The 25,777-nt window shown below is 39.5% G+C and carries 39 protein-coding genes and 1 pseudogene; all 40 read right to left on the reverse strand.

Going from position 1 to position 25,777, the window contains the following annotated elements; all coding sequences use genetic code 11:
* Positions 1-126: 126 nt before the first annotated feature.
* Positions 127-507, reverse strand: a complete 381-nt coding sequence (gene rplQ, locus MKY49_RS21785) for a 50S ribosomal protein L17 (protein ID WP_012296051.1) — start codon at positions 505-507, stop codon at positions 127-129.
* Between the two features lie 56 nt (positions 508-563).
* Entirely contained in the window at positions 564-1,508 is a 945-nt protein-coding gene (locus tag MKY49_RS21790; RefSeq protein ID WP_004233733.1) for a DNA-directed RNA polymerase subunit alpha, read from the reverse strand.
* A gap of 139 nt (positions 1,509-1,647) precedes the next feature.
* Positions 1,648-2,037 carry a 30S ribosomal protein S11 gene (rpsK, locus tag MKY49_RS21795; RefSeq protein ID WP_004233731.1) on the reverse strand — a complete coding sequence of 130 codons (390 nt, stop codon included), beginning with the start codon at positions 2,035-2,037 and terminating at the stop codon, positions 1,648-1,650.
* Between the two features lie 25 nt (positions 2,038-2,062).
* On the reverse strand, positions 2,063-2,428 hold the full coding sequence (gene rpsM / locus MKY49_RS21800) for a 30S ribosomal protein S13 (protein ID WP_004233729.1): 366 nt from the start codon (positions 2,426-2,428) through the stop codon (positions 2,063-2,065).
* Between the two features lie 24 nt (positions 2,429-2,452).
* Positions 2,453-2,566: a 50S ribosomal protein L36 gene (gene rpmJ, locus MKY49_RS21805; protein ID WP_000868344.1), complete on the reverse strand. Its 114-nt coding sequence runs from the start codon at positions 2,564-2,566 to the stop codon at positions 2,453-2,455.
* A 37-nt stretch (positions 2,567-2,603) separates the two neighbouring features.
* On the reverse strand, positions 2,604-2,822 hold the full coding sequence (gene infA, locus MKY49_RS21810) for a translation initiation factor IF-1 (RefSeq protein WP_004233690.1): 219 nt from the start codon (positions 2,820-2,822) through the stop codon (positions 2,604-2,606).
* 86 nt (positions 2,823-2,908) lie between these two features.
* A pseudogene (locus MKY49_RS21815) lies at positions 2,909-2,986 on the reverse strand (type I methionyl aminopeptidase); the annotation flags it as partial.
* A 249-nt stretch (positions 2,987-3,235) separates the two neighbouring features.
* The gene (locus tag MKY49_RS21820) at positions 3,236-3,889 is read right to left on the reverse strand and encodes an adenylate kinase (RefSeq protein ID WP_274794947.1); all 654 of its coding nucleotides are present in this window, start codon (positions 3,887-3,889) and stop codon (positions 3,236-3,238) included.
* A 70-nt stretch (positions 3,890-3,959) separates the two neighbouring features.
* Positions 3,960-5,255, reverse strand: a complete 1,296-nt coding sequence (gene secY, locus MKY49_RS21825) for a preprotein translocase subunit SecY (protein ID WP_274794948.1) — start codon at positions 5,253-5,255, stop codon at positions 3,960-3,962.
* Positions 5,255-5,695, reverse strand: coding sequence for a 50S ribosomal protein L15 (gene rplO / locus MKY49_RS21830; protein ID WP_004233670.1), 441 nt, complete (start codon positions 5,693-5,695; stop codon positions 5,255-5,257). Before rplO ends, secY begins: the two co-directional genes overlap by 1 nt.
* A 34-nt stretch (positions 5,696-5,729) precedes the next feature.
* The gene (rpmD, locus tag MKY49_RS21835) at positions 5,730-5,912 is read right to left on the reverse strand and encodes a 50S ribosomal protein L30 (RefSeq protein ID WP_004233668.1); all 183 of its coding nucleotides are present in this window, start codon (positions 5,910-5,912) and stop codon (positions 5,730-5,732) included.
* 13 nt (positions 5,913-5,925) lie between these two features.
* Positions 5,926-6,429: a 30S ribosomal protein S5 gene (rpsE, locus tag MKY49_RS21840; protein ID WP_004233664.1), complete on the reverse strand. Its 504-nt coding sequence runs from the start codon at positions 6,427-6,429 to the stop codon at positions 5,926-5,928.
* Positions 6,430-6,450: 21 nt separating this feature from the next.
* Positions 6,451-6,810, reverse strand: a complete 360-nt coding sequence (gene rplR, locus MKY49_RS21845; RefSeq protein ID WP_274794949.1) for a 50S ribosomal protein L18 — start codon at positions 6,808-6,810, stop codon at positions 6,451-6,453.
* A 32-nt stretch (positions 6,811-6,842) separates the two neighbouring features.
* On the reverse strand, positions 6,843-7,382 hold the full coding sequence (gene rplF / locus MKY49_RS21850) for a 50S ribosomal protein L6 (protein ID WP_274794950.1): 540 nt from the start codon (positions 7,380-7,382) through the stop codon (positions 6,843-6,845).
* A gap of 30 nt (positions 7,383-7,412) precedes the next feature.
* Positions 7,413-7,811, reverse strand: coding sequence for a 30S ribosomal protein S8 (gene rpsH, locus MKY49_RS21855; protein ID WP_004233658.1), 399 nt, complete (start codon positions 7,809-7,811; stop codon positions 7,413-7,415).
* Between the two features lie 29 nt (positions 7,812-7,840).
* Positions 7,841-8,026: a type Z 30S ribosomal protein S14 gene (locus MKY49_RS21860; RefSeq protein ID WP_004233656.1), complete on the reverse strand. Its 186-nt coding sequence runs from the start codon at positions 8,024-8,026 to the stop codon at positions 7,841-7,843.
* A 21-nt stretch (positions 8,027-8,047) separates the two neighbouring features.
* A complete protein-coding gene (rplE, locus tag MKY49_RS21865) occupies positions 8,048-8,587 on the reverse strand; it encodes a 50S ribosomal protein L5 (RefSeq protein WP_004233654.1) in 540 nt (179 codons plus the stop codon).
* Between the two features lie 28 nt (positions 8,588-8,615).
* A complete protein-coding gene (gene rplX, locus MKY49_RS21870; RefSeq protein WP_053482809.1) occupies positions 8,616-8,924 on the reverse strand; it encodes a 50S ribosomal protein L24 in 309 nt (102 codons plus the stop codon).
* A 35-nt stretch (positions 8,925-8,959) separates the two neighbouring features.
* Positions 8,960-9,328 carry a 50S ribosomal protein L14 gene (gene rplN / locus MKY49_RS21875; RefSeq protein WP_004233650.1) on the reverse strand — a complete coding sequence of 123 codons (369 nt, stop codon included), beginning with the start codon at positions 9,326-9,328 and terminating at the stop codon, positions 8,960-8,962.
* Positions 9,329-9,371: 43 nt separating this feature from the next.
* On the reverse strand, positions 9,372-9,635 hold the full coding sequence (gene rpsQ, locus MKY49_RS21880; protein WP_004233648.1) for a 30S ribosomal protein S17: 264 nt from the start codon (positions 9,633-9,635) through the stop codon (positions 9,372-9,374).
* An 18-nt stretch (positions 9,636-9,653) separates the two neighbouring features.
* The gene (rpmC, locus tag MKY49_RS21885; RefSeq protein WP_004233646.1) at positions 9,654-9,854 is read right to left on the reverse strand and encodes a 50S ribosomal protein L29; all 201 of its coding nucleotides are present in this window, start codon (positions 9,852-9,854) and stop codon (positions 9,654-9,656) included.
* The gene (gene rplP / locus MKY49_RS21890) at positions 9,844-10,278 is read right to left on the reverse strand and encodes a 50S ribosomal protein L16 (RefSeq protein ID WP_004233644.1); all 435 of its coding nucleotides are present in this window, start codon (positions 10,276-10,278) and stop codon (positions 9,844-9,846) included. Before rplP ends, rpmC begins: the two co-directional genes overlap by 11 nt.
* Before the next feature lies 1 nt (position 10,279).
* Positions 10,280-10,933, reverse strand: coding sequence for a 30S ribosomal protein S3 (gene rpsC, locus MKY49_RS21895; protein WP_004233642.1), 654 nt, complete (start codon positions 10,931-10,933; stop codon positions 10,280-10,282).
* Positions 10,934-10,936: 3 nt separating this feature from the next.
* On the reverse strand, positions 10,937-11,281 hold the full coding sequence (gene rplV, locus MKY49_RS21900; protein WP_004233639.1) for a 50S ribosomal protein L22: 345 nt from the start codon (positions 11,279-11,281) through the stop codon (positions 10,937-10,939).
* A 22-nt stretch (positions 11,282-11,303) separates the two neighbouring features.
* Positions 11,304-11,582, reverse strand: coding sequence for a 30S ribosomal protein S19 (gene rpsS, locus MKY49_RS21905; RefSeq protein ID WP_004233637.1), 279 nt, complete (start codon positions 11,580-11,582; stop codon positions 11,304-11,306).
* Between the two features lie 60 nt (positions 11,583-11,642).
* Positions 11,643-12,473 (reverse strand): 50S ribosomal protein L2, encoded by an 831-nt coding sequence (gene rplB / locus MKY49_RS21910; RefSeq protein WP_036124661.1) that lies wholly within the window; start codon positions 12,471-12,473, stop codon positions 11,643-11,645.
* A 47-nt stretch (positions 12,474-12,520) separates the two neighbouring features.
* Positions 12,521-12,805 (reverse strand): 50S ribosomal protein L23, encoded by a 285-nt coding sequence (gene rplW, locus MKY49_RS21915; RefSeq protein WP_004233628.1) that lies wholly within the window; start codon positions 12,803-12,805, stop codon positions 12,521-12,523.
* Positions 12,805-13,428 carry a 50S ribosomal protein L4 gene (gene rplD / locus MKY49_RS21920; protein ID WP_004233626.1) on the reverse strand — a complete coding sequence of 208 codons (624 nt, stop codon included), beginning with the start codon at positions 13,426-13,428 and terminating at the stop codon, positions 12,805-12,807. The genes rplW and rplD overlap by 1 nt, the downstream gene beginning before the upstream one ends.
* A gap of 26 nt (positions 13,429-13,454) precedes the next feature.
* Positions 13,455-14,084: a 50S ribosomal protein L3 gene (rplC, locus tag MKY49_RS21925; protein ID WP_004233625.1), complete on the reverse strand. Its 630-nt coding sequence runs from the start codon at positions 14,082-14,084 to the stop codon at positions 13,455-13,457.
* Between the two features lie 46 nt (positions 14,085-14,130).
* Positions 14,131-14,439, reverse strand: coding sequence for a 30S ribosomal protein S10 (gene rpsJ, locus MKY49_RS21930; RefSeq protein ID WP_004233624.1), 309 nt, complete (start codon positions 14,437-14,439; stop codon positions 14,131-14,133).
* Between the two features lie 351 nt (positions 14,440-14,790).
* Positions 14,791-16,101 carry a Na+/H+ antiporter family protein gene (locus MKY49_RS21935; protein ID WP_274794952.1) on the reverse strand — a complete coding sequence of 437 codons (1,311 nt, stop codon included), beginning with the start codon at positions 16,099-16,101 and terminating at the stop codon, positions 14,791-14,793.
* 148 nt (positions 16,102-16,249) lie between these two features.
* Complete coding sequence (locus MKY49_RS21940) at positions 16,250-18,229, reverse strand: ABC transporter permease (RefSeq protein ID WP_341387085.1); 1,980 nt, start codon at positions 18,227-18,229, stop codon at positions 16,250-16,252.
* Positions 18,219-18,980, reverse strand: coding sequence for an ABC transporter ATP-binding protein (locus MKY49_RS21945; protein ID WP_274794954.1), 762 nt, complete (start codon positions 18,978-18,980; stop codon positions 18,219-18,221). The genes MKY49_RS21940 and MKY49_RS21945 overlap by 11 nt, the downstream gene beginning before the upstream one ends.
* A 96-nt stretch (positions 18,981-19,076) precedes the next feature.
* Positions 19,077-20,090: a sensor histidine kinase gene (locus MKY49_RS21950; RefSeq protein ID WP_341387086.1), complete on the reverse strand. Its 1,014-nt coding sequence runs from the start codon at positions 20,088-20,090 to the stop codon at positions 19,077-19,079.
* 5 nt (positions 20,091-20,095) lie between these two features.
* Entirely contained in the window at positions 20,096-20,785 is a 690-nt protein-coding gene (locus MKY49_RS21955) for a response regulator transcription factor (protein ID WP_341387087.1), read from the reverse strand.
* 159 nt (positions 20,786-20,944) lie between these two features.
* The gene (tuf, locus tag MKY49_RS21960) at positions 20,945-22,132 is read right to left on the reverse strand and encodes an elongation factor Tu (protein ID WP_274794957.1); all 1,188 of its coding nucleotides are present in this window, start codon (positions 22,130-22,132) and stop codon (positions 20,945-20,947) included.
* A 136-nt stretch (positions 22,133-22,268) separates the two neighbouring features.
* Positions 22,269-24,347 (reverse strand): elongation factor G, encoded by a 2,079-nt coding sequence (gene fusA, locus MKY49_RS21965; RefSeq protein ID WP_274794958.1) that lies wholly within the window; start codon positions 24,345-24,347, stop codon positions 22,269-22,271.
* A gap of 42 nt (positions 24,348-24,389) precedes the next feature.
* Positions 24,390-24,860, reverse strand: coding sequence for a 30S ribosomal protein S7 (gene rpsG, locus MKY49_RS21970; protein WP_004233610.1), 471 nt, complete (start codon positions 24,858-24,860; stop codon positions 24,390-24,392).
* A 44-nt stretch (positions 24,861-24,904) separates the two neighbouring features.
* Positions 24,905-25,324 (reverse strand): 30S ribosomal protein S12, encoded by a 420-nt coding sequence (rpsL, locus tag MKY49_RS21975; protein ID WP_004233609.1) that lies wholly within the window; start codon positions 25,322-25,324, stop codon positions 24,905-24,907.
* Between the two features lie 99 nt (positions 25,325-25,423).
* The gene (locus MKY49_RS21980; protein WP_132362679.1) at positions 25,424-25,672 is read right to left on the reverse strand and encodes a ribosomal L7Ae/L30e/S12e/Gadd45 family protein; all 249 of its coding nucleotides are present in this window, start codon (positions 25,670-25,672) and stop codon (positions 25,424-25,426) included.
* Positions 25,673-25,777 lie beyond the last annotated feature (105 nt).

Consider the following 25,777-nt stretch of genomic DNA (forward strand, 5'->3'; position numbering starts at 1 on the left):
GAGACGCCACACCACATAGAGTGTCCGCTCATCATAACGCTCAGCTTAATTATTTGTCGTATAAATCATTTATAAAGAAAGAGGGTGGTGATTCCCACCCTCTTCACCACAAGTTTTCTCTTATGATTAAACTAGTTCAATCACAACAACAGGTGCACCGTCACCACGACGAGGACCTACTTTAAGAATACGAGTGTAACCACCTTGACGCTCTGCATAACGTGGTGCAACATCATCAAATAACTTTTGAAGTGCAAATGATGTTGTTTCGTTACCTTCAGCATCAGTCGTTGTTACTAGTTCACGACGGATGAATGCAGCAGCTTGACGGCGTGCGTGTAAATCTCCGCGTTTACCTAAAGTAATCATTTTTTCAACAGCTTTACGTACTTCTTTAGCGCGAGCCTCAGTAGTTTCGATACGCTCGTTAATGATTAAATCAGTAGCTAAGTCACGTAACATCGCTTTACGTTGAGAACTTGTACGACCAAGTTTTCTGTAACCCATGGATGTTTCCCTCCTTTATAGAAAAAAATCTGATCTTGTTAGTTGTTTTAAATCGCTTAGTCTTCTTTGCGTAATCCTAAACCAAGCTCTTCTAACTTCGCTTTTACTTCTTCTAGTGACTTACGTCCAAGGTTACGAACTTTCATCATATCGTCTTCTGATTTATTCGCAAGTTCTAGTACTGTATTAATACCAGCGCGTTTTAAACAGTTGTAAGAACGAACAGAAAGATCAAGCTCTTCGATAGTCATCTCTAAAACTTTTTCTTTTTGATCTTCTTCTTTTTCGACCATGATTTCAGCAGTTTGTGCCTCATCCGTCATGCCAACGAAGATGTTAAGATGCTCGGTTAAAATTTTTGCTCCGAGCGAAATCGCCTCTTTCGGACCGATGCTGCCATCTGTCCACACATCAAGAGAAAGTTTGTCGTAGTCAGAAGACTGACCAACACGAGTATTTTCCACTTGGAAATTGACGCGTGATACTGGAGTGTAAATAGAGTCGATCGGGATCACGCCGATAGGAAGATCCTCACGTTTGTTTTGATCAGCAGGAGTGTAACCACGGCCACGTTGTGCATACATACGCATACGTAAATGACCGTTTTTAGCGATTGTTGCAATATATAGATCTGGGTTTAAAATTTCTACGTCACTGTCATGTGTAATGTCAGCAGCCGTAACTGTACCATCGCCTTTTACATCAATCTCAATAACTTTTTCTTCGTCAGAGTAGATTTTAAGAGCTAGTTTTTTCACGTTCAAAATGATTGAAGCTACATCTTCTACTACGCCTTCTACAGTTGAGAATTCGTGAAGAACACCATCAATTTGAATTGAAGTGACAGCAGCTCCTGGTAATGAAGACAGAAGGATACGACGTAAAGAATTACCCAAAGTGTTTCCATATCCGCGTTCAAGCGGTTCTACAACAAACTTTCCATATTTGGAATCTTCGCTGATCTCCACCGTTTCAATCTTTGGTTTTTCAATTTCGATCATTTTATTTACCCTCCTTCAAAACATCGAATGTATAGGTTCTTTCCATCATAGATTCGATCGTCAATGACGTATCGTTTATTATCTGCACAAGACAGTCTGTACAAAAAATGATGTTCTCATACAATATGAGACGCACCCATTACACGCGACGACGTTTTGGCGGACGGCAACCATTATGAGGAACTGGAGTAACGTCTTTAATAGCAGTTACTTCTAAACCAGCAGCTTGAAGTGCACGAATAGCAGCTTCACGACCAGCACCAGGACCTTTAACAGTTACTTCCAACGTTTTCAGACCATGTTCAAGGGATGTTTTAGCAGCAGTTTCTGCAGCCATTTGAGCAGCGAATGGTGTAGATTTACGTGAACCACGGAAACCAAGAGCACCAGCACTTGACCAAGATACAGCGTTACCTTGCATATCTGTAATCGTTACGATTGTATTGTTAAATGTAGAACGAATGTGTGCAATACCAGATTCGATATTCTTTTTCACACGACGTTTACGAGTTTGTTGTTTACGAGCCATGTTAAGAAGGAACCTCCTTTACCAATTATTTTTTCTTGTTCGCAACTGTTTTACGAGGACCTTTACGCGTACGCGCATTGTTCTTCGTATTTTGACCACGAACAGGTAAGCCACGACGGTGACGGATACCACGGAATGAACCGATTTCCATCAGACGTTTAATGTTTAATGAAGTTTCGCGACGTAAGTCACCTTCAAGTTTGTAAGAATCTAATTGTTCACGGATTTTGTTTAACTCATCTTCAGTTAAGTCGCGTACGCGTGTATCTTCTGAAATACCTGCATCAGCTAGTACTTTCTGAGCTGTAGTTTTACCAATACCGAAAATGTACGTTAATGAAATTACCACGCGTTTGTCGCGAGGAATATCAACACCAGCAATACGTGCCATGTACGTTGTGCACCTCCTTTAGAATTAACCTTGTTTTTGTTTATGTTTAGGATTTTCACAGATTACCATTACTTTACCGCGTCGGCGAATTACTTTACATTTTTCGCAGATCGGTTTCACAGATGGTCTCACTTTCATCTAACCTAACCTCCTTAGTAGTCCGGAGCGCAAAAGATTATTTAAAACGGTATGTGATACGACCGCGAGTTAAATCATAAGGAGATAACTCGATAGTAACCTTATCTCCAGGTAGAATACGGATAAAGTGCATACGAATCTTACCAGATACGTGTGCTAGAATCACATGTCCATTTTCTAATTCTACCTTAAACATCGCGTTTGGCAAAGTCTCAACAACTGTCCCTTCGACTTCAATTACATCATCTTTCGCCATCTACTCTGTCTCCTCTCTATATGCAAATTAAAGTTCTCATCGTTACATCAAACGGATATCTGCTGCAACTATAGAAGCAACCTCGTTTCAACATATGTTTGGATTGTATGAGAGATGTTTGAAAGACGCTCGTCTGGTTTCGCTTCACACAATCCACGGAATATACAGAACCAGTAAGGGCACTGAATCTCCCATGTTTACACGAATACCGGAATGTCTTGGATGAGATATTCATACCCGTTACACAGATGCTTCCACGAAACCCATTATACTCCTCCAAAAGGTATGTTGCACTTTTTGGTAGAAATATATACCGGGCACAATATGCTTTTGCAACTCTCAAAAAAATTATGTTTCGTTGTTGCTCCCGCATGCCTCCCGCGGAAGCAGTATTCTGCGCCCGGAGCCGGGTATCAGCTGCGGCTGCCCTGTAAAAGAGCATCAAGATCAGCAAACACTTTGTTAATATCTTGCTGTCCATCTATATTAGTTAACACACCTTTTGCTTTATAGAAATCAAGTAAAGGTTGTGCTTGTTTCATATTTACTTCCAGACGGTTCGCAACCGTTTCAGGATTATCATCTGCACGTGTATAAAGCTCGCCACCATCTTTATCACATTTTCCTTCCTCAGCTGGAGGGTTGAAAATTAAATGATAAGAAGTACCACAAGTTTTACAAATACGTCGACCTGATAGACGAGCGATTAACTCATCTTTTTCAACTTGAATGTTAATTGTATGCTCAATCGCTTTATTTAGATCAGCAAGGATGCTATCTAAAGCTTCAGCTTGAGGAACAGTACGTGGGAATCCATCAAGTAAGAATCCCTTTTCACAGTCAGGTTTAGCCAGTCGCTCACGAACAATACCAATCGTTACTTCATCTGGTACAAGTGCACCTTGATCAATAAACGATTTAGCTTGTAAGCCTAGTTCAGTACCTTCTTTGATTGCAGCACGGAACATATCGCCTGTAGAAATATGAGGAATTGCGTACTTCTCAACAATTTTATCTGCCTGTGTGCCTTTACCAGCACCTGGCAGACCCATTAAAACGATATTCATTAGGAAATATTCCTCCCACAAAAGGTTTGCTGATTTAAGGAAACGATGGAACGTTCCCTAAAAACCAACATTACTTCATAAAGCCTTTGTAGTGACGTTTAACAAGTTGAGATTCTAGCTGCTTCATCGTTTCCAGCGCTACGCCGACTACGATAATAATACTAGTACCACCGATCTGCACTGAAGCAGGTAAATTCATAAAGTTTATGAATATAATCGGCATTACAGAAATAACAGTTAAGAAAATCGCGCCGACAAATGTCAGTCGATATAACACGCTTGTTAAATACGTTTGAGTGTTTTCACCAGGACGAATACCCGGAATATAAGCACCTTGTTTTTTCAAGTTATCTGCCACATTTTCTGGATTCACTTGTACGAATGCATAGAAATATGTGAACGCGATGATTAATGCAACATAAATAATCATCCCAACAGGTTTTGTATAATCAAAAGTGTTATTAATGAATGTTGTTACATTATTTTCACCGAAGAACGGAACTATCGTACGAGGTGTCATCAGAAACGCCGAAGCAAAGATTACAGGAATAACCCCTGCAGCATTTACTTTTAACGGTAAATGCGTTTGTTGACCACCCGTCTGTTGGTTACGCCCAGTAACTCGTTTTGCATATTGAATTGGAATTTTACGAAGTGCTTGTTGCACGTAAATAACTCCAACAACAACTGCTAATAAAACTAATACAAGCAACGCAAGGATGATGATGTTGATAAATAATTTATCTCCTGCACCCTCGATTTGCTGTGCAAAGATTTGGTTAATTCCTGTAGGCAATGCTGCAACGATACCTGCGAAAATGACAACAGAAATACCATTACCAACACCATGAGCAGTAATTTGCTCAGCAAGCCATACTAGGAATGCTGTACCCGCTGTCAATACTATAGCAATTGTAACATACGTTAGAACGCCTTCTTCTTTAATCAATGATCCACCGTACATTCTGTTAAAACCGAATGACATTGCGAATGATTGGATAAAAGCAAGAATAATAGTAAAGTAGCGAGTGAATTGTGCAAGCTTACGTCTTCCGACTTCACCTTGCTTTGCCCACTCAGCAAATTTCGGTACTACGTCCATTTGCAATAACTGAACAATGATTGAGGCTGTGATGTAAGGCATAATCCCCATCGCAAAGATGGAGAAGTTCTTTAAAGCACCACCGCCAAAAGTATTGAGGAAACCAACGAGGTTAAACTCATCAGTTGCCTTTAATACATTAGCGTCAACGTTAGGTACCGGAACAAATGTTCCAATACGGAAAACGATTAACATTAAAAGAGTGAAAATGATTTTATTTCTTATATCTCGAACACGCATAAAGTTAGAGATTGTCTGAAACATTAAATCACCTCAGTAGTTCCGCCGGCATTCTCAATTGCTTCTTTAGCTGAAGCTGAGAATTTATGAGCCTTAACAGTAAGCTTTTTATTAAGAGTTCCGTTACCAAGAACTTTAATTCCAGCTTTTTCGTTACTCACTAGACCAGTTTCAAGTAATAATGCAGCAGTTACCTCTGCACCGTCTTCGAAACGGTTTAAAGCATCAAGGTTAACGATCGCGTATTCTTTACGGTTGATGTTCGTAAAGCCACGTTTAGGTAAACGACGGAATAATGGGTTTTGACCGCCCTCAAAGCCTGGGCGTACACCGCCACCAGAACGAGCGTTTTGACCTTTATGACCTTTACCTGCTGTTTTACCGTTACCAGAACCGATACCACGACCAACGCGATTGCGTTGCTTACGAGAACCTTCTGCTGGTTTTAACTCATGCAGTTTCATAGTGGGTGGCACCTCCTTGTTCAATAATTGAAAATTAAATTTCTTTTACAGTAACTAAGTGAGCTACTTTATCAAGCATACCGCGAGTAGCTGCGTTATCAGCTTTCTCTACAGTTTGGTGTAATTTACGTAAACCTAAAGCTTCAACAGTTTTGCGTTGTGCAGGTTTAGTACCAATCACAGATTTAGTAAGGGTGATTTCTAATTTGTTAGCCATTATCTTTCCCCCCTTATCCTAATAGTTCTTCCACTGATTTACCACGTAATTTAGCTACGTCCTCTACGCGTTTTAATTCAGTTAAACCTTGAATTGTAGCACGCACCATGTTAATTGGTGTGTTAGATCCAAGTGATTTTGAAAGAATATCAGTAATACCAGCAAGTTCTAGTACGGCACGTACTGGACCACCAGCGATAACTCCTGTACCAGGAGCAGCAGGTTTGATTAGGATTTCTCCTGCACCAAAGCGACCTTGCACTAAGTGTGGAGTTGTTCCACCTACGCGTGGCACTTCGATTAAGTTTTTCTTCGCATCTTCAACAGCTTTGCGGATAGCATCTGGCACCTCTTGAGCTTTACCAGTACCGAAACCAACATGACCGTTTCTATCGCCAACTACAACTAATGCTGTGAAGCGGAAGCGACGTCCACCTTTAACAACTTTAGCAACACGGTTAATAGTAACTACGCGTTCTTCAAGTTCTCCAAGTTTGTTTGCGTCAATACGACTCATGAAATGTGTCCCTCCTTCTTATTAAAATTCTAAACCGTTCTCACGTGCAGCTTCAGCTAAAGCTTTAACGCGTCCATGATATAAGTAACCACCACGGTCAAATACTACAGCAGTAATATTTTTTTCCGTAGCGCGTTTTGCGATTGTTTCACCGACTTTAGTTGCTGCGTCAACATTGCTACCAGCACCTTCGAAACCTTTTTCTTGAGAAGATGCGCTAACAATTGTTACGCCTGCTACGTCATCGATAAGTTGCGCGTAAATGTTCTTGTTAGAACGGAATACGTTTAAGCGTGGACGCTCAGCAGTACCCGAAATTTTAGAACGTACACGAGCATGACGTTTTTTACGAACCTGATTTTTATCTTGTTTCGTAATCACAAGGGTCACTCCTTTCTAATGCTTAAGCCGCATTATTTACCTGTTTTACCTTCTTTACGACGTACATATTCGCCTTCATAACGAATACCTTTACCTTTATAAGGCTCTGGTGGACGAACGTCACGGATGTTAGATGCAAGAGCACCAACGCGTTCTTTGCTGATACCTTTTACGATGATTTTAGTGTTAGAAGGAACTTCAATTTCAAGACCATCTTCAGGTGTGAACTCTACTGGATGAGAGTAACCAACGTTAAGTACAAGTTTTTTACCTTGTAATTGCGCACGGTAACCAACACCGATAAGTTCTAAAGCTTTTTCGAAACCTGCAGAAACACCAGTAACCATGTTCGCAAGAAGCGCACGAGTAGTACCGTGGTTTGTGCGGTGTTCTTTTGATTCAGAAGGACGAGATACAGTGATTACGTTACCTTCTTGCTCAATTTTCATATCTTGGTGGAAAGAACGAACAAGTTCGCCTTTAGGACCTTTAACAGTAACAGTGTTGTTTGCATCAACAGTAACAGTTACGTTAGCAGGTACCTCGATAATTTTTTTACCTACACGAGACATTTAGTTGCACCTCCATTCATTTATTGCTAATTACCAAACGTATGCTAGAATTTCTCCGCCAACTTGTTTAGCGCGAGCTTCTTTATCTGTTAATAAACCTTGTGAAGTTGACACTAAAGCGATACCAAGACCGTTCAATACTTTAGGTACTTCATTTGTTTTAGCATATACACGTAATCCAGGTTTAGAAATACGTTTTAAGCCAGTGATAACACGCTCGTTATCTTTACCGTATTTTAAGAAGATACGGATGATACCTTGTTTGTTGTCTTCCACGTATTCTACGTCACGTACGAAACCTTCACGCTTTAAAATTTCAGCGATCTCTTTTTTCACGTTGGAAGCTGGTACTTCTAACTTCTCGTGACGAACCATGTTCGCATTACGAATGCGAGTAAGCATATCTGCAATCGGATCAGTCATTGTCATTACATTTACCTCCTTCCCAAATTAGGGGATTACCAGCTGGCTTTTTTCACGCCAGGAATTTGTCCCTTATATGCAAGTTCTCGGAAACAAATACGGCAAAGTTTGAATTTGCGATATACTGAATGTGGACGACCACAGCGTTCACAACGTGTATACTCTTGCACTTTAAACTTTTGCTTACGTTGTTGTTTAACGATCATAGATTTTTTAGCCACGTTTTCGCCCTCCTTGTTTGATTACTTTTGGAACGGCATACCGAATTGTGTCAATAACTCGCGAGCTTCTTCGTCAGAATTCGCTGTCGTTACGATCACGATGTCCATACCGCGTACTTTTGAAACTTTATCGTAATCGATTTCTGGGAAAATTAATTGTTCCTTAACACCTAAAGTGTAGTTACCGCGACCATCGAATGCTTTTTTAGAAACACCACGGAAGTCACGTACACGAGGTAGTGAGATAGAAATTAATTTGTCCAAGAATTCATACATACGCTCACCGCGTAATGTAACTTTAGCACCGATAGGCATACCTTCACGAAGACGGAAACCTGCGATCGATTTTTTCGCTTTAGTTACTACTGGTTTTTGACCAGTGATAATTGTTAATTCTTCAACAGCTGCATCTAGCGCTTTTGAGTTTTGAACTGCATCACCAACACCCATGTTGATAACGATTTTCTCAACTTTTGGTAGTTGCATAACTGATTTATATCCAAATTTGCTCATAAGAGCAGGTGAAACTTCATTTAAATATTTTTCTTTTAGGCGGCTCATGTGTGTACCTCCCTTCTATTTATACTAATTAGTCGATTACTGCACCTGATTTTTTTGCTACACGAACTTTTTTACCGTTTTCGATTTTATAACCTACACGAGTCGGCTCGCCAGATTTAGGATCGATTAGCATTACGTTCGAAACGTGAATTGCAGCCTCTTGGCTTACAATACCACCTTGTGGATTCAATTGGTTAGGTTTAACGTGTTTTTTCACGATGTTCACACCTTCAACAAGAACGCGATCTTGTTTTGGGTAAGCTGCAAGGATTACGCCTTCTTTGCCTTTATCCTTACCAGTGATCACCTTAACCTTGTCACCTTTTTTTACATGCATGCTGTCGCACCTCCTTGATTGGCACTGTCATGAAATTAAAGAACTTCTGGAGCTAGAGAAACGATTTTCATGAAGTTGCTGTCACGTAGTTCACGTGCAACAGGTCCGAAAATACGAGTTCCGCGTGGTGATTTATCATCACGAATAATTACACAAGCATTTTCATCAAATTTGATGTACGTGCCGTCTTTACGACGAACGCCTGATTTAGTACGAACGATAACAGCTTTAACAACGTCACCCTTCTTGACAACGCCACCTGGTGTTGCTTTCTTAACTGTACAAACAACGATATCACCGATGTTAGCAGTTTTACGGCCAGAGCCACCAAGCACTTTAATTGTAAGAACTTCACGTGCACCTGAGTTGTCAGCAACTTTCATACGACTTTCTTGTTGGATCACTTAGGTTACCTCCCTTCGGAAATTGGTTGTTCCGAAATAGTTATTAAATAATAACCGCTTTTTCTACAACTTCTACTAGACGGAAACGTTTAGTAGCTGATAGCGGGCGAGTTTCCATGATACGTACGATATCACCGATTTTCGCTGTGTTTAACTCATCATGAGCTTTAAACTTTTTAGAGTATTTTACACGCTTACCATAAAGCTTGTGCTTTTTGTAAGTTTCAACTAAAACAGTTACAGTTTTGTCCATTTTATCTGAAACAACGCGGCCCGTGTAAACTTTGCGTTGATTGCGCTCAGTCATACTTGAAAACCTCCTTTATCAGTTATTTGCACTGATTTCTCTTTCACGAATAACAGTTTTCATACGCGCGATTGCTTTACGCACTTCACGAATACGAGCTGTGTTTTCTAATTGACCAGTCGCCAATTGGAAGCGAAGGTTGAAAAGCTCTTCTTTCAGTGATTTCACTTTTAATTCTATTTCAGAAGTAGCAAGGTCACGGATTTCATTAGCTTTCATTAGATTCACCACCAGTTTCTTGACGTTTTACGATCTTACATTTAACAGGAAGTTTGTGTGATGCTAAACGAAGTGCTTCACGTGCAACTTCTTCAGATACGCCAGCAATTTCGAACATTACTTTTCCTGGTTTAACTACTGCTACCCAACCTTCAGGAGAACCTTTACCAGAACCCATGCGGACTTCTAGAGGTTTTTTAGTGTAAGGTTTATGTGGGAAGATTTTAATCCAAACTTTACCGCCACGTTTCATGTAACGAGTCATCGCGATACGAGCAGATTCGATTTGACGGTTAGTAATCCAGCTAGCAGTTTGAGCTTGTAAGCCCCATTCGCCGAAAGTTACTTCTTTACCGCCTTTCGCTTCGCCACGCATGTTGCCGCGGTGTTCACGACGGTATTTAACGCGTTTAGGCAATAACATATTATTTGCCTCCTTCCACAGATTTCTTCGTAGGAAGAACTTCACCACGGTAGATCCATACTTTAACGCCTAATTTACCGTAAGTAGTATCAGCTTCTGCGTGTGCATAGTCGATGTCAGCACGTAGAGTATGAAGTGGAACAGTTCCTTCACTATAATGTTCAGCACGCGCGATATCAGCGCCACCTAAACGACCAGATACTTGTGTTTTAATTCCTTTTGCACCAGCGCGGATTGTGCGTTGGATCGCTTGCTTTTGCGCACGACGGAATGATACACGGTTTTCTAATTGACGAGCGATGTTTTCAGCTACTAGACGAGCGTCAAGATCAGCACGTTTGATTTCGATAATGTTGATGTGTACACGTTTACCAGTTAAATCGCTAAGGTATTTACGAAGGTTTTCAACTTCAGTACCACCTTTACCGATTACCATACCTGGTTTCGCAGTGTGAATTGTAATGTTTACACGGTTTGCAGCACGTTCGATTTCTACTTTAGAAACAGAAGCGTCTTTAAGAGCCGTTTCAATATATTTACGCACTTTGATGTCTTCGTGAAGTAGAGTTGCATAGTCTTTTTCAGCGTACCATTTTGACTCCCAGTCACGAATAATACCAACGCGTAGTCCTATTGGATGTACTTTTTGACCCACGGATTAACCCTCCTTCTTCTCAGATACCACTAGAGTAATGTGGCTTGTGCGTTTGTTAATTGCGCTTGCACGTCCTTGTGCACGTGGACGGAAACGTTTTAATGTTGGACCTTCGTCAACAAATACTTCAGAAACTACTAAAGAGTTGATGTCAAGATCGTAATTGTGCTCAGCGTTAGCAACTGCAGATTTTAATACTTTCTCAACGACTGGAGACGCCGCTTTTGGAGTATGACGTAAAATTGCAACTGCTTCACCAACTTGCTTACCTCGGATTAAGTCTACAACTAGACGTACTTTACGAGGAGCAATGCGTACTGTACGAGCGATAGCTTTAGCTTGTGTCATTAGGATTTACCTCCTCTCAAAATTAGCGTCTTGTTTTCTTGTCGTCTGCACCGTGACCTTTGTAAGTACGTGTCGGTGCGAACTCACCAAGTTTATGGCCTACCATATCTTCTGTTACGTATACAGGAACATGTTTACGTCCATCATATACAGCAATCGTTAAACCGATGAAGTTCGGGAAGATTGTAGAACGGCGTGACCAAGTTTTAATAACTTGTTTTTTCTCAGAAGCCTCTTGTGCTTCCACTTTTTTCATTAAGTGGTCATCAACAAAAGGTCCTTTTTTCAAGCTGCGACCCATGTAGGAACCTCCCTCCGTGATTCCACCACGGCTCTCACATAGAACCGTAGTTTAATCACTTTATTTTTTACGACTACGGATGATAAATTTATCCGATTTGTTTTTCTTCTTACGAGTTTTGTAACCAAGTGCTGGTTTACCCCAAGGAGTCATTGGTGATTTACGTCCGATTGGAGAACGTCCTTCACCACCACCGTGTGGGTGATCGTTAGGGTTCATTACAGAACCACGAACTTCTGGGCGTTTACCTAACCAACGGCTACGACCTGCTTTACCGATGTGTACAAGTTCGTGTTGTTCGTTACCAACTTGACCGATTGTAGCGCGGCAAGTAGCTAAAACTAAACGTACTTCACCAGATTGTAGACGAACGATTACGTACTTATCTTCACGACCAAGTACTTGAGCAGAAGTACCAGCTGAACGTACTAATTGTCCACCTTTACCAGGTTTTAACTCGATGTTATGGATTGTTGTACCCATTGGAATGTTTGCTAATGGTAATGCGTTACCTACTTTAATATCAGCATCTGGACCAGAAACGATTGTTTGACCAACCTCTAGACCTTTTGGTGCTAAGATGTAAGCTTTTGCTCCATCAGCGTAGTTGATTAATGCGATATTCGCAGAACGGTTTGGATCATATTCAATAGTAGCAACTTTTGCCGGAATGCCATCTTTAACACGTTTGAAATCGATAACACGGTATTGCTTCTTATGACCACCACCATGATGACGAACAGTGATTTTACCTTGGTTGTTACGACCAGCTTTGCGTTTAGTTGGTTCAAGCAATGATTTCTCAGGCTTGTTAGTTGTAATTTCCGCAAAGTCTAATGACGTCATGTTACGACGACCATTAGAGGTAGGTTTATACTTTTTAATCGCCATTGTGTTTCCCTCCTTCTTGAGTGTTCAAATCATATATCCATTAAGGATTACATTTCGAATAATTCGATTTCTTTGCTATCAGCAGTTAATTTAACAATCGCTTTACGACGTTTGTTAGTGTAACCACCGTAACGGCCAACACGCTTGAATTTACCTTTGTAGTTAAGAACGTTTACTTTCTCAACTTTTACGCCAAAGATTTCTTCTACAGCGTCTTTTACTTGAGTTTTGTTAGCGCGAGTGTCTACTTCGAAAGTATACTTTTTCTCTGCCATAAGTTCTGAAGAACGCTCAGTAATGACCGGACGTTTTAAAATATCACGTGCTTCCATTATCCAAGCACCTCCTCAACTTTTTCTACTGCAGATTTAGTGAATACAACTTTATCATGACCTAATAGATCAAGAACGTTGATTCCATTTGCAGTTAAAACTGTTACACCTGGGATGTTACGAGCAGATAATGCTACGTTTTCATCTAGGTCAGCAGTTACGAATAAAGATTTTTTCTCTAAAGAAAGATCTTTAAGAATTTTTGTGAATTCTTTTGTTTTTGGTGCTGCTAGAGTTAGAGCATCAAGAACTAAGAAGTTTTGTTCTACTACTTTAGCTGATAAAGCTGATTTAAGAGCTAAACGACGAACTTTTTTAGGTAATTTATAAGAGTAGCTACGTGGAGTAGGACCGAATACGATACCACCGCCGCGCCATTGTGGAGAACGGATAGAACCTTGACGAGCACGACCAGTTCCTTTTTGACGCCATGGTTTACGACCACCACCAGCAACCTCAGAACGGTTTTTAACCTTGTGATTACCTTGACGAAGAGAAGCACGTTGAGCTACTACAGCGTCGAATAATACTGCTTCATTTGGCTCGATTCCGAAGATCGCATCGTTTAATTCGATTTCACCAACTGAAGCACCTGTTTGACTAAGTACAGATACTTTTGTCATTCCTGTTTCCTCCTTTCCTGAAGTGATTACTTAGCTTTAATTGCAGTTTTTACTGTAACTAGAGCTTTTTTAGAACCAGGAACATTACCTTTAACAAGTAGTAAGTTACGATCTGTATCAACTTTCACGATTTCTAAGTTTTGGATTGTAACTACATTGCCACCCATTTGACCAGGTAATTTCTTTTGTTTGAATACGCGGTTCGGAGCAACTGGACCCATTGAACCAGGACGACGGTGGTAACGAGAACCGTGGGCCATTGGACCACGAGATTGACCGTGGCGTTTGATAACACCTTGGAAACCTTTACCTTTAGTAACACCTGTTACATCAATTACATCGCCTTCTGCGAAAATTTCTACTTTGACTTCTTGACCAACTTCGTATTCTTCCACGTTCACGTTGCGGAATTCACGAATGAAGCGCTTAGGAGCAGTGTTCGCTTTTGCTACGTGACCTTGTTCTGGTTTATTAGAAAGCTTAACGCGCTTATCTTCGAAACCAACTTGAATTGCTTCGTAGCCGTCTGTTTCAACAGTTTTCTTTTGAAGAACTACGTTTGGAGTAGCTTCGATAACTGTTACCGGGATTAAATCGCCGTTTTCAGCGAAAACTTGTGTCATACCAATTTTTCTACCTAAGATTCCTTTAGCCATTTGTCACACCTCCTGTAAGTTTTAAAAAGTTATATTGTTTTTACCATTAAAGTTTGATTTCGATATCAACGCCAGATGGTAAATCAAGTTTCATTAACGCATCAACAGTTTGTGGTGTTGGGTTAACGATATCGATCAGACGTTTATGCGTACGCATCTCGAATTGTTCACGAGAATCTTTATACTTGTGAACCGCACGAAGAATTGTGTACACAGACTTCTCAGTTGGAAGTGGAATCGGACCTGATACACTTGCACCTGAACGTTTTGCAGTTTCCACAATTTTCTCAGCAGACTGATCTAAAATACGGTGATCATACGCTTTTAAACGAATACGAATCTTTTGTTTTGCCATTATTTTCCCTCCTTCTCGCCTATTTTCTAGACATTCTCCACGAAAATTCTCCCACACACCGCCATGGCAAAGCGGCCGGGTGTGTCGGCAACCTCTCGCTTCATCGCAGTCAAAGACCAACATTCAACATTATATACAATAAAAAAAGAATAAGCAAGTCTTTTCGCTAAATTCTTTTAAATGTTGCAGATATTCTTAGTACTACTATTTTCTTCGCTTATTTAAGCCGTTTACTAGTATATAAAATTTTAAAACATAATGCAACACTTAAGGTTGTTATATCAACGTTTTCGGACATTTCAAACAACTTGTTAGAAGTAGTCTCTATAGTTTATAGAAACTACTTCTAACTTATAAAAAGAAAACACAGGCAATCCAGCCAAATACAATCAGGGGAATGTTAATAAAAATAAATGTCGGGACACAGGTATCCCAAATATGATGGTGCTGTCCGTCTACGTTTAAACCTGCAGTCGGTCCAAGTGTTGAATCTGAAGCTGGAGAGCCTGCATCTCCTAACGCACCTGCCGTACCAATTAAACATAGTATTGCTAAAGGACTCAATCCTAACCCTTGTGCTAAAGGAACAAATAACGTAGCAATAATAGGCACTGTTGCGAACGATGAACCAATCCCCATCGTTACAACTAAACCAACAACCAACATGATAAAGATCGCTAGACTTCTATTTCCTTGTAGAATAGTAATAGAGCTTGTAATTAAACTGTCCACATCGCCAGTAGCATTAATAACTGCTGCGAAACCATTTGCCGCAATCATTACAAACCCGATAAAGGCCATCATCTTCATTCCTTCAGATAGAATATCATCTGCCTCTTTCCATTTAAGCGCACCTGTAAAATACATGATCATAATGCCAGCGAACGAACCTACAATCATTGAATCTGTTAGTACTTGCGCACATAACGCTACAACTAATGCAAGTCCAGTAGAAAACATAACATACTTGGTGACGTTAACATTTAATGATTCCGTCTCCACATCATCCTGTCTATACTGTCGTGGCTTACGATAAATAATGAAAGCCATAATCAACCCTACCAGCATGCCTAGCACTGGGATCGCCATTGCTGCAGGAACATCACGTGAAGATACTGTCATTCCAGCCTCCGACACTTGCGTTGCCACGATATCTTGAAAAATCGCTCCAAAACCAGCAGGCACAAAACTGTAAGTACCTATTAAGCCTACAGCAATTAGGGTTGCAATTATACGTCGATCAACTTCCAACATATTTAAAATTTTTAAAATGGGAGGTATCATTAATGGAATAAAAGCAATATGAATAGGAATGACATTTTGAGATAAAATAGACATCACGAAAATAAGGAAAAAAATTAAGACCTTCACTAACCCTTTTCTATTACTTTCTCCGTTGAGGATGTTTAACATTCCAGCAATCATTAATTCTGGTATTCCTGTTTTGGCAATGGCAATAGCAAAACCACCAAGAAGACCATAGCTTAAAGCAATTGTTGCTCCTGCCCCTAACCCTTCTGTAAAGGATTGGACGGTTGCTTCAATGCCCATCCCACTTGTCAGGCCACCAACAAAGGCTCCTAAAACTAAGGAAAGAACCACATTAATTCGGAGTAAGCTTAATATTAACATAACGGCTACCGCCATTATAACTGCATTCATAACCACACTTCACTTTCACTTGCTAAATTACTAACATGTTAAACTTTATTATTCTGATAATTGAAAGTCAAGGATTTTCACGGTTTCAAAATAAAAACAGTGTGAAATAGAATCATCACACTGTTTTGAGTTTCTCATTATTAAATTGTTACAATGATTCTCGTACCACTTTTTTATAGTACCCTACCGAAAGGATGGCGAAAATTGTATATAAAGCGATATAACAGCACATCGCAATCCATAATGGGGCCGTTAACTCGGTGCCAAATAAGAACCAACCTGATTTAACAGCAAAATAGCTATGCAGTAAGCCAATAACTAATGGAACACCAAAATTAAACGCTTGCTTCATATATATGCCCTTCATTATATCTCTTTCTGCAAAACCAATTTTTCTTAGGATCGTATAGGAACCACGCTCTTCCTCTGCCTCTGACATTTGTTTGAAGTATAGAATACTACCAGTCGTCATTAAAAATGCTAATCCTAAAAATGCTGTTGTAAAGATTGTAAGACCTAATGACTCAATATTATCTTTACGTTTCCCTTCATAAGATGATTGAGTATATTGCTGTGTCTCACCTTCAGGTTCTGTAGCCGTAACAACACCCGCATTAGTTTGAATATATAGTTCCTCTGCTCTTTCTAACTCCTCTTTTGACTTTAAAGTAATGGTTGTTTGTTGGTGCCAAGGATAAAACTCTGATTGTGTAGATAATTTTGTAAACATATCATCTGTCACAACAAAGATTGGGCCGCCACCACCAGCTGTTACAACACCACTAATAATACTTTTATCATGAACTTCTACAACGTGAAATGTTTCCTTCAGCTCCCCTGCCGTTACATTTAAGTCATGATCCTTCTCTAAGGGGAACATCTCGGCCATATACCCTCCATAGTTTGTTAAAATAACATCGTTACCTGTTAATGAGGCTTCTGGAACACTTTGCTGATAATCCGAAAGTGGGATGGTATAAATGGTTCCTTCCATTGTATATAAAGGATTATCCTTTTGCTTTTTAGACATTAATTGACCTACCGAAGCTGTTACACCTTGTAAACGATAATCTACTTTATCATAGGCAATGTTATTGTTCTCTAACTCATCTAAAAATTGAGTACCTTGCCCATCAAGCAGAATGAAATCACCTGGTACTTGGCTATATGCAGATGCCTCTGACGAATAGTAGGCGATATAGGATAAAGTCGTTACACCTAGCGATACACCAGTTAACACGGTGATAAGTGTTAAAGACTTTGCGTTACTCTTCATACGATGCATAATTGGCGTTAATGCTAGTACATCTCGAATTGATAGATGCCCTTTTTTCTTTAAACGAATCGTATTCATAATAAATGCGACTGAGAAACGAAAGACAAGGAATGTCCCGCCTATTGTAGTAGCTAATATGATAATCATATTGATAAATAGGTTACCTGCAGATTCAATATCAAATAACTTTGTTGACGCATAGTAGCCATAAACAATCAGGACAAGCCCGATAAAGCCAATTGCCATTTGTAATGCACTAAAACGTCTTACACGCTCGTCTGCTTGTTTGGCTGCGCTAAATAATGATAATAATGAAACGTGATGGATCATCCAAGCCATCTGTACAAGGACAATGATTAAAAGAATGGTAAAGACAATCATTGACTGCTGTAATGCCTGTGTACTAAACGTCATAGTTACAAGCGCTTCTTTTTCAAGTACACGTAATAAAATCATCGCAAATACACGAGAGCTAAAGAAACCAGCAAGCATTCCTAAAATAACAGCCCCAACAAATAATAAAATGTTTTCGATTGCTAATAAACGGACAATCAATCCCTTTGTCATGCCTATCAATTGGTACAAGCCGATTTCCTTGCTACGTCGCTTCATAAATAAGTGATTTGCATATAGGACGAAGAACAAAACGATAAAATATAGAATATAAGTTGCTGCCTTAAATCCTGCTGTGGCCGTTCCGCTCATTTGAACAGCGTCCCATACTTCAGAATTATTTTGCAATGTTACAAAGGAAAAATATAAAGTAACACTAAAAATAAGTGCAAAAAAATATAGATAGTAGTGCTTCATATTTTTCTTCATACTCTTTAGCACTAACTTACTAAGACTCATAACCATCACCGCCTAGCACACCTTGAGTATGCATGATTTCCTGAAAGAAAGCCTGTCTTGTTTTATCGCCTTTATATAGCTCACTATAAATATGACCGTCTTTTAAAAATAAAACACGTGTACAGAAGCTTGCAGCGACAGCATCATGCGTAACCATCATGATTGTCGCTTCTTTTGTCTCATTAATGTTTTGTAGATTTTGGAGCAAGGCTGTGGCTGATTTTGAATCTAATGCACCAGTAGGCTCGTCAGCAAACACTAACGATGGATTCGTAATAAGTGCACGGGCAGCAGATGTACGCTGTTTTTGCCCACCTGATATTTCATTAGGATATTTATTTAAAATTTCAGTGATACCTAGTAAGGATGTGAGTTCCTTCACTCGACTTTCTGCAACAGCTTTCGGTAACTTACTGATCGCTAACGGTAGAAGAATATTCTCCTTTACTGTTAAAGTGTCCAGTAAATTATAATCTTGAAAAATGAAACCAAGCTGCTCTCGACGGAAGTTCGCTAAAGCCTTTTCTTTCATACCACGCAAATTATGACCGTTTATTTCAATAACACCTTCTGTCGCAAAGTCAATTGAGCATAAGACGTTTAAAAGTGTTGTTTTCCCAGAGCCAGAAGGACCCATAATCCCTACGAACTCACCTTTATTCACTTCTAAATCAATACCCTTTAATACTTCTTGAGCGGTTGATTTTTTACCATATACTTTCTTTATCTTACGACCAATTAAAACTGTCACTTGATAGCGCCCCTTTCTATATTCCAAGTGTACCCTGTCACATCTGAACATTCGTGCGTTTTACATGACAATATAAAAAGGTAGGTGACATTTTCGTCATCTACCTGTTAGTTTGATATATTCATTTTGTAATGGGAAACGCAACGTAAATAATGAGCCTTCCCCAACACTCGATTGAACATTAATACGAATACCAATTTTCTGGGCTACATTATACGCTAAATAAAGACCCATTCCTGTAGATTGTGAGGATTCTCTTCCTGCTGTTCCTGTATACGATTTTTGAAAAATTCTAGGTAGATCTTCCAAGGGTATTCCAATACCTACATCTTTAATATGTAATAAAGTGGCTCCGGTTGGGTCAAGTTCAGTAAAGATCGTTATTTCAGAACTTGCTGGACTATACTTGATGGCATTTGAGAGTATTTGTCGAACAATAAACGCCAGCCATTTAGGATCCGTTGTAACCGACTCTGTGAGCTCATCGACTTCAAAGCCAATCCCCTTTTCAATACACCATGCTTGCAAATCCCTGATTTCTTTATATACGATCGGTTTCAGTTCAACTTTATTTAAATAATTATCCTTTTCAATTGAGGCTAACCTTGTTAGATGCAGCTGTTGGTCAACCAAAAGATGTAACCTCAGCCATTCATTCTCTAATTTTCGACGCAGTTGTAAGTCTTCAACATGTTCTAACATTAAATTAATGGTTGTTAAAGGTGCCTTTACTTCATGAACCCATGCCAATAACTCATCTGAATACTCTTGTAGCTGCACTTTAGCTTGATTTAATTCCCTGTTCTTCTCATCAAGGATATCTTCAACTTTTCGAAAGCATACATCCTGAAAAGGAGTTAAAGCAAGTCCGCCTTTATGTGCATCATCAAGATGGCTATCCATATTTCCCAGGAAATCTTTTAATTTCCCAACTTCAAAAATATAACGCCACATCAAAAAAAGTGAAAAGCTAACAAGCAAACTAACGTTAACATACCAAATGGAGACACTATTTAAACCAACATCTAGAAGAAATAACATATTTAACATTACAATAATGAAGATAAAAAAGCCTATCCATGCAATGCGTTCTCTAATAAATAATATCAAATTACTCACATCCCTTGGCTCACTGCCATATACCCCAGGCCTTTTTTCGTTTGTATCACATCACGTAAACCAATATCCTCTAACTTTGTACGTAATCGATTAACATTTACCGACAAAGTATTATCGTTTACAAAACGTTCATCATCCCACAGTTTTCTCATTAACTCATCTCTCGAAACAATATGATTAGCATTTTCTACTAAAATCCGTAATATAAAGAGCTCATTTTTAGTTAATGAAGCGATACTCCCGTCATACATAATTTCACTTCTAGCATAATCAATAACAGCATCATTAAAACGTGTGACGTCCATTTTATCATCAACATAGTCATATGTTCTTCGCAATATAGCCTGTGCTTTTGCAAGTAACACTTCCATATGAAAGGGCTTTTGTATAAAATCATCTGCCCCCATTTGCATGGCCATTACCATATCCATAGGATGATCTCGGGAAGATAGAAAAAGAATTGGTACTTTTGAAAGATGACGGATTTCTCGACACCAGTGAAAGCCGTCAAAGGCAGGCAATTGAATATCGATTATCACAAGATGAGGCTTCTCCTCTATAAAATCATCCATTACTTTTTGAAAATTTTTAGGTCCGAAAACATGTAATGACCACTGCGCAAACCGTTCTTGAATCATCCTAAAAATAGAAGGATCATCTTCAATCAGCAATATTTTCATTTCCATATTCAAAACGCCTTTCTTTTTAAATATTTTTTCTAAATGACATGCTAACAACTATATACACATAAACTAATAAAAACCTTATTTTCCCTTTATTTTAACACAAAAAAACCAATCTGTAGGCGTCCCTACAGATTGGTTTGAAATTAGCATAAGCTAAAATTATTTTTGGATAGAAGCAACTACGCCAGCGCCTACAGTACGGCCACCCTCACGGATAGAGAATTTAGTACCTTCTTCTAGAGCGATTGGAGCGATAAGTTCAACTGTCATTTCGATGTTATCACCAGGCATTACCATTTCAACGCCTTCTGGTAAGTTACAGATACCTGTTACGTCAGTTGTACGGAAGTAGAACTGAGGACGGTAGTTAGAGAAGAATGGAGTATGACGGCCACCCTCTTCTTTTGATAAAACGTAAACTTCAGCTTTGAAGTTAGTGTGTGGAGTGATTGAACCTGGTTTAGCTAATACTTGACCACGTTGGATTTCTTCACGAGCTACACCACGAAGTAAAGCACCGATGTTGTCTCCAGCTTCAGCATAGTCTAATAATTTACGGAACATTTCTACACCAGTTACAGTAGTAGATTTAGCTTCTTCAGCAATACCGATGATTTCAACTACGTCACCAACTTTAACTTGACCACGTTCAACACGGCCAGTTGCAACTGTACCACGACCAGTGATAGAGAATACGTCCTCTACTGGCATCATGAATGGTTTGTCAGTTTGACGTTCTGGAGTTGGGATGTAAGAATCTACAGCGTCCATTAATTCAACGATTTTTTCTTCCCATTCTGGTTCACCTTCAAGAGCTTTAAGAGCAGAACCTTTGATTACAGGAATATCGTCACCTGGGAAGTCATATTCAGATAGTAGGTCACGGATTTCCATTTCTACTAATTCTAATAATTCTTCGTCGTCAACCATATCACATTTGTTCATGAATACTACTAAGTATGGAACACCTACTTGACGAGATAAAAGGATGTGTTCACGAGTTTGTGGCATTGGGCCATCAGCAGCAGATACTACTAAGATACCGCCGTCCATTTGAGCAGCACCAGTGATCATGTTTTTAACATAGTCAGCGTGTCCTGGGCAGTCAACGTGTGCATAGTGACGAGTAGCAGTTTCGTATTCTACGTGAGAAGTATTGATTGTGATACCACGCTCTTTTTCTTCTGGAGCGTTATCGATGTCAGCGTAAGATTTAGCTGTACCACCCATTTTTTTAGAAAGAACTGTAGCGATTGCAGCAGTTAAAGTAGTTTTACCATGGTCAACGTGTCCGATTGTACCAATGTTAGCATGCGTTTTAGAACGGTCAAATTTTTCTTTAGCCATTAGAGATTGCCTCCTCAAAATTGTATGTTTTAGATTTAAAATTTATAGAATGAATGCTGATAGAGAACGGGCCCATCCCCTATCCTGCAATCATAGCTTACAAATTAGTTATACTTTATGCAAGATGAAATTTCAATTATTCACCTTTATTTTTTTTGATGATCTCTTCAGAGATTGATTTAGGTACTTCTTCATAATGATCGAATACCATTGAGAATACACCACGACCTTGCGTTGCAGAACGTAAAGTTGTTGCATATCCAAACATTTCTGAAAGTGGAACCATCGCACGAACAACTTGAGCGTTACCGCGAGCTTCCATACCTTCTACGCGGCCACGGCGAGAAGTGATGTTACCCATGATATCACCAAGATATTCTTCAGGAATTACAACTTCAACTTTCATCATTGGCTCTAAAAGAACTGGGCTACATTTTGATGCAGCAGCTTTAAGTGCCATAGATGCAGCGATTTTAAATGCCATTTCGTTTGAGTCAACATCATGGTATGAACCATCGAATAATTTCGCTTTGATGTCGATTAATGGATAACCAGCGATTACACCGCGGTCAAGCGAGTCACGAAGACCTGCTTCAACAGCTGGAATATATTCACGTGGAACTACACCACCAACGATAGCATTTTCGAATTCAAAGCCTTTACCCTCTTCGTTTGGAGAGAACTCGATCCATACGTCACCGTATTGACCACGACCACCAGATTGACGAGTAAATTTACCTTGAACTTGAGCAGAGCCACGGAATGTTTCACGGTAAGATACCATTGGAGCACCAACGTTAGCTTCTACTTTAAATTCACGACGCATACGGTCAACTAAGATATCAAGGTGAAGCTCACCCATACCTGAGATGATTGTTTGACCAGTTTCTTGGTCTGTATGTGCACGGAATGTTGGATCTTCTTCTTGTAGCTTTTGTAAAGCTTGACCCATTTTATCTTGGTCAGCTTTAGATTTAGGTTCTACAGAAAGAGAGATAACTGGCTCTGGGAACTCCATAGACTCAAGGATAACAAGGTTTTTCTCTTCACAAAGAGTGTCACCAGTTGTTGTATCTTTAAGACCTACAGCAGCTGCGATATCACCAGCGAATACTTTTGAAATCTCTTCACGGCTGTTTGCGTGCATTTGTAGGATACGACCTACGCGCTCACGTTTACCTTTTGAAGAGTTTTGTACGTATGAACCTGATTCAAGAACACCAGAGTACACACGGAAGAACGTTAATTTACCTACGAATGGGTCAGTCATAACTTTAAATGCTAAAGCTGCGAATGGCGCCTCGTCTGAAGATGGACGTTCAGTTTCATCACCATCTGGAGTTGTACCTTTAATAGCAGGTACATCAACTGGAGATGGTAAGTAGTCGATAACTGCATCAAGCATTTTACGAACACCTTTGTGTTTGAATGCTGTACCACAGATTACTGGATAGAATTCTACTGCGATTGTCGCTTTACGGATAGCCGCTTTAAGCTCTTCTTTAGTAATTTCTTCACCAGCAAAGTATTTTTCCATGATTTCTTCATTAACTTCAGCGATTGCTTCGATTAACTTTTCACGGTACTCATCTGCTTGAGCTTGATATTCTTCAGGAATTGGTTGACCTTCACGTAATGCTGTACCTTCTTCGTTATCGTAGTAAGTTACATCCATTTCTACTAAGTCAATAATTGCTTTGAATTCATCTTCCGCACCAATTGGTAATTGGATTGGATGAGCATTTGCTTGTAAACGCTCGTGTAAAGTACCTACAGAATATAGGAAGTCTGCACCCATTTTATCCATTTTGTTAATGAATACGATACGTGGTACACCGTAAGTTGTAGCTTGACGCCATACAGTTTCTGTTTGAGGTTCAACACCAGATTGAGCATCAAGTACAGTTACTGCGCCGTCAAGTACACGTAAAGAACGTTCTACTTCTACAGTGAAGTCTACGTGTCCAGGAGTATCGATGATGTTTACGCGGTTGCCTTTCCATTGAGCTGTTGTCGCAGCAGAAGTGATTGTGATACCACGTTCTTGCTCTTGCTCCATCCAGTCCATTTGAGAAGCGCCTTCATGAGTTTCACCGATTTTGTGAATCTTACCTGTGTAATAAAGGATACGCTCAGTTGTTGTTGTTTTACCAGCATCAATGTGAGCCATGATCCCAATATTACGAGTATTCTCTAGAGAGAATTCGCGTTTCATTAGGTATTTCTCCTTCCATATTGGGCTTATGCTATGTTTAGATTACCAACGGTAGTGAGCGAATGCTTTGTTCGCTTCTGCCATTTTGTGCATATCTTCACGTTTTTTAACTGATGCACCAGTGTTGTTAGAAGCATCAAGAATTTCGTTAGCTAAACGCTCTTCCATAGTTTTTTCACCACGAAGACGAGAATAGTTAACTAGGTAGCGAAGACCTAAAGTTGTACGACGTTCTGGGCGTACTTCAACTGGTACTTGGTAGTTAGAACCACCAACACGGCGAGCACGTACTTCAAGAACTGGCATTACGTTATTTAGAGCAGCTTCGAATACTTCGATTGGATCTTGACCAGAACGTTCTTTAACTAGTTCGAACGCACCGTATAAAATCTTTTGAGAAGTACCTCTTTTACCATCAATCATCATTTTATTGATTAAACGAGTTACTAGTTTTGAATTATAAATTGGATCTGGTAACACGTCACGTTTGGAAACAGGACCTTTACGAGGCATGTGTTTTCCTCCTTTCATTGAGTAAATAACTTATATATTTTATATTATTTTTTTTCTTTAGGGCGTTTTGTACCGTATAGAGAACGTGATTGCATACGACCGTTTACACCAGCAGTATCAAGAGCACCACGAACGATATGGTAACGAACACCCGGTAAGTCTTTTACACGACCGCCACGGATAAGAACAACACTGTGCTCTTGTAAGTTATGGCCTTCACCAGGAATGTACGCAGTAACCTCGATTTGGTTAGTTAAACGTACACGAGCGTATTTACGTAACGCTGAGTTTGGTTTTTTAGGCGTCATTGTACCTACACGAGTACAAACACCACGTTTTTGTGGAGATTTAACATCAGTTAAAGATTTTTTAAATGAGTTATATCCTTTGTTTAACGCTGGTGAATTTGATTTCGTGATTTTAGATTTACGAGGCTTACGTACCAATTGGTTAATTGTAGGCATCGATTTTTCCTCCCTTCATTCCTTCTTTTTTTAATACCACACATCCAGGTGGTTCATTTTTCGGGTAAAAACAAAGTCTTTGTGCTTTTTACACAAAAACTACTCTACAGTAATCGCAACTACTGCAGCTCCAACATGGATTCCACAGGCCTTGCCCAGTTCCTTTTTGGACTCAACAAGAATAACTGGTATACCGATTTCTCTCGCGAAAGATATGGCCGAATCGGTTACCCAATTGTCTGCATCAAGTGCCACAAAAAGTTCTTTCACTGAACCAGCTTGCATTGCTTTTACTGCTTGCTTTGTACCTATGATTGTTTGACTAGCCCTTACTTTATCATAAGACATTTTCATATCCTCCGAAGTACAGACAGTTAACTATCAACCTTCAATATATTATCATTACCAGATTACACTGTCAACCAATATCTTTAAAAAGTCCGAAGAGATGAT

Source organism: Lysinibacillus sp. FSL M8-0134, assembly GCF_038069745.1.
Lineage (GTDB): Bacteria > Bacillota > Bacilli > Bacillales_A > Planococcaceae > Lysinibacillus > Lysinibacillus irui.